Genomic DNA, 2956 nt, shown 5'->3' with positions numbered 1-2956 from the left:
ACCTCCGGGTGGAGGGGCACTCTCCACCCGGAGCCAACCCGTGCGCCGATCCGTCGGCCGGCGGGTCTCCGTAGGTTCGGGAGCGTTGTCCGCTCCTGCCCCTACGGAGGCTCTCACCATGTCTGGTCCGGTAGATGCCGCGGTGATCGTCGCGGTGCTCGTACTCGTGCTGCTGCGCCAGTTCGCGCCGCAGCGCGTGGCGTCGGACGTCCGGCGGTGGTGGGTGCTGCCCGCGGTGCTGATCTTCATGGCGGTGCGGAAGCCGGAGCTCGTCGACCACGCGCACGAGGCTTTCTCGGTGGCGCTGCTGGCGGCCGGGGTGCTGGCTGGGCTGGCGGCGGGCGCGGGCTGGGCGTGGACCACGCGGGTGTGGTCCGACGCGTCGGGCGCGCTGTGGGCGCAGGGCGGCAAGGCATCGGCCCTGGTGTGGGCCGGCGGTGTGGCGGTGCGGCTGGCCCTGCACGCGGTGGGGGCCGCGGCCGGGGTCCACCAGGGCGGGCCGGCGACCATGCTGACCGCGGCCGCCATGCTGCTGGCCCGCAGCGGTCTGGTGGTCTGGAAGGCTCAGGGAGCGCGGCCGGCGTACCGTGTCCCGGCCGGTGAGTGAGCGCGCCGCCGCGACGGAAGGACCGTACGTGCCCGTCGAGAGCTGGACCGCCTGGCCCTACCGCGAGTCGCTGTCCCATGAGGGGGTGCCGCGCCGCCGGATCGCGATGAACCAGTGCGTGAGGTTCACGCTGGTCGTGCTGATCGCCTGGCGGGCGTTCCAGGAGGGCTCCTTCCACGGGTGGGCCCTGCTCGTGCTGGCCGGCGGCATCGTGGTGTTCGTGGTCGTGGCGCGGGGCTACTTCCGGTCCACCCTGGAACACCGGCTGCTGCCCTCTCTGGGGCTGCTGGGGCTGCTGTTCGCCCTGGGGATCATGGCGCACCTGTTCGGGGCGCACAGCCCCGCCCGGTCGCTCTGGGCCGTGGGCGCGATCCTCGCCGTGGAGCGGCTGCCGATGGCGTACGCGCTGCCCGCCGCCGCGGCCCACCTGCTGGCGTACGGGCTGCTGAGCGAGGACCGGCCGATCGTGACCGCGGGGACCTGCGTCGGCCTCGCGCTGGTCGGCTACGCGCTGCGCCTCGACGCGGAGGCGCGCGGCTCCGGCTTCCGGCTGCTGGCGCAGGAGCGCGTCGCACGGGCCGCGGAGGCCGAGTCGGCGGCGCTCGCCGAGCGCGCCCGGATCGCCCGCGAGATCCACGACGTGCTCGCCCACAGCCTCTCCGCGCAACTGGTGCACCTGGAGGCCGCCCGGCTGCTCATCGAGCGCGGCGAGAACGACGAGCGCATCCTGGAACGCGTCGTCCTGGCCCGCGGCATGGCCCGCGAGGGGCTGGCCGAGACGCGGCAGGCGCTCTCGGCGCTCCGTGGCGAGATGGCCCAGGTCGGGGACTTCCTGCGGGAGGTCGCCGACTCCCAGGGGGCCGCCGTCGAGGTGACGGGCGAGCCCCGGAAGCTGCCCGCGGAGGCCGGGCTGGCGGTGCGCCGGGTCGCGCAGGAAGCGCTGACGAACGTCCGTAAGCACGCTCCGGGCGCGCACGTCCGGGTGCGATTCGCCTATCTGGACGGCGAGGTGGAGCTGGAGGTACGGGACGGGGGAGCGCGACAGGCAGCCGGGGGGCTCGCGTCCACCGGCTCCGGGTACGGTCTCCTGGGGATGCGGGAGCGCGCCGAACTGCTCGGCGGCACCCTGGAGACCGGTCCGGCGGGGCCGGGACGGGAGGGGTTCGTGGTGCGGCTGCGGGTACCTGGATGACGCGCGCGACAGGGGGCGGCGTGACGGAGGACGGCAGGTCGCGGCCGGCGGCCCGGGTCGTCGTGGCCGACGACCAGACCGTGGTGCGCGAGGGCATCGTGATGCTGCTGGGGCTGTTGCCGGGCATCGAGGTCGTCGGTTCGGCCGGTGACGGCGAGGAGGCGCTGCGGCTGGTCGCCGAACGCGCACCGGACGTGGTCCTGATGGACCTGCGCATGCCGCGCTGCGACGGCGTCGAGGCGACGCGCCGCATCCGTGCCGAACACCCGGCCACGCAGGTCGTGGTCCTGACGACCTACGCCGACGACGACTCGCTCTTCCCGGCGCTCCAGGCCGGCGCGCGCGGCTACCTCACCAAGGACGCCGACGGCGACGAGATCGTACGAGCGGTGGCGCACGTCATGTCCGGCGAGGCCGGGCTGTCGCCGCAGATCCAGCGGCGGCTGCTGGAACGGCTCACCGCCCCGGCCCCGGCCCCCGAAGCCGCCCCCGCGACGCCCCATGAGCTGCCGGACGGGCTGACCGCGCGCGAGGCCGAGGTGCTCGCGCTGGTCGCCGATGGGCTGTCCAACTCCGAGATCGCCGATGCTCTGCACGTCTCCGCCGCGACGGTGAAGACCCACATCAACAACCTCTTCGCCAAGACAGGGGTGCGGGACCGGGCGCAGGCGGTGCGGTACGCGTACCGGCACGGCATCGCGAAGCCGCCTGGCACGCCGGGCGGCTGACGGGCCGGTGTACGCCGCCGACGCGAGGCTTACGGGTCGGTGTACGCCGCCGATGCGTGGGGTACGGGCCGGCGGCGTGGGCGACGACCGGGTGGTGCGTCAGGGGTGCAGGGTGATCTTGCCGAAGACGGGGGTCGAGGCGAGGCGCTCGTGCGCGCGGCGGACTTCGGCCAGCGGAATCCGTTCGTCGACGACCGGCCGCAGGTCACCACTGGCCGCTTGGGCGAAGAGCCCGGCCGCCGCCGCGACGGCGGCTTCGGGACCGACGGAGTTGAGGCTGAAGGCGAAGAGGGTCGGCGAGCGGTGGTAGGCGGTGAGGAGGCTGCCCAAGCCCTCCGGTTCCGGCGCGCCGCCCGCGGCCCCGCACAGCAGGTACCGGCCGTTGGGCCGCAGCATCCCGATGTAACGGCCGAGATCCGGACCGGCGAC

Annotated in this window: 4 protein-coding genes; 3 read left to right on the top strand and 1 reads right to left on the bottom strand. The window is 74.7% G+C overall.

What is annotated here, in order from left to right; translation table 11 throughout:
• Positions 1–118: 118 nt before the first annotated feature.
• The 3 genes from ACFU99_RS39445 to ACFU99_RS39435 are packed head-to-tail and all read left to right on the top strand — an operon-like array spanning position 119 to position 2527.
• A complete protein-coding gene (locus ACFU99_RS39445; RefSeq protein WP_384402295.1) occupies positions 119–607 on the top strand; it encodes a DUF1453 domain-containing protein in 489 nt (162 codons plus the stop codon).
• Positions 608–635: 28 nt separating this feature from the next.
• Entirely contained in the window at positions 636–1799 is a 1164-nt protein-coding gene (locus ACFU99_RS39440) for a sensor histidine kinase (RefSeq protein WP_384402298.1), read from the top strand.
• On the top strand, positions 1796–2527 hold the full coding sequence (locus ACFU99_RS39435) for a response regulator (RefSeq protein ID WP_384402292.1): 732 nt from the start codon (positions 1796–1798) through the stop codon (positions 2525–2527). Before ACFU99_RS39440 ends, ACFU99_RS39435 begins: the two co-directional genes overlap by 4 nt.
• 99 nt (positions 2528–2626) lie before the next feature.
• Here ACFU99_RS39435 and ACFU99_RS39430 read toward each other — a convergent pair.
• The coding region (locus tag ACFU99_RS39430; RefSeq protein ID WP_384402289.1) for a zinc-binding dehydrogenase at positions 2627–2956 on the bottom strand (330 nt) is incomplete at its 5' end.

This window comes from Streptomyces sp. NPDC057654, from assembly GCF_042800135.1.
In the GTDB taxonomy this organism is placed as follows: domain Bacteria; phylum Actinomycetota; class Actinomycetes; order Streptomycetales; family Streptomycetaceae; genus Streptomyces.
The sequence above is the reverse complement of the archived record's forward strand: the minus strand, read 5'-3'. Positions and strand labels throughout refer to the sequence as shown.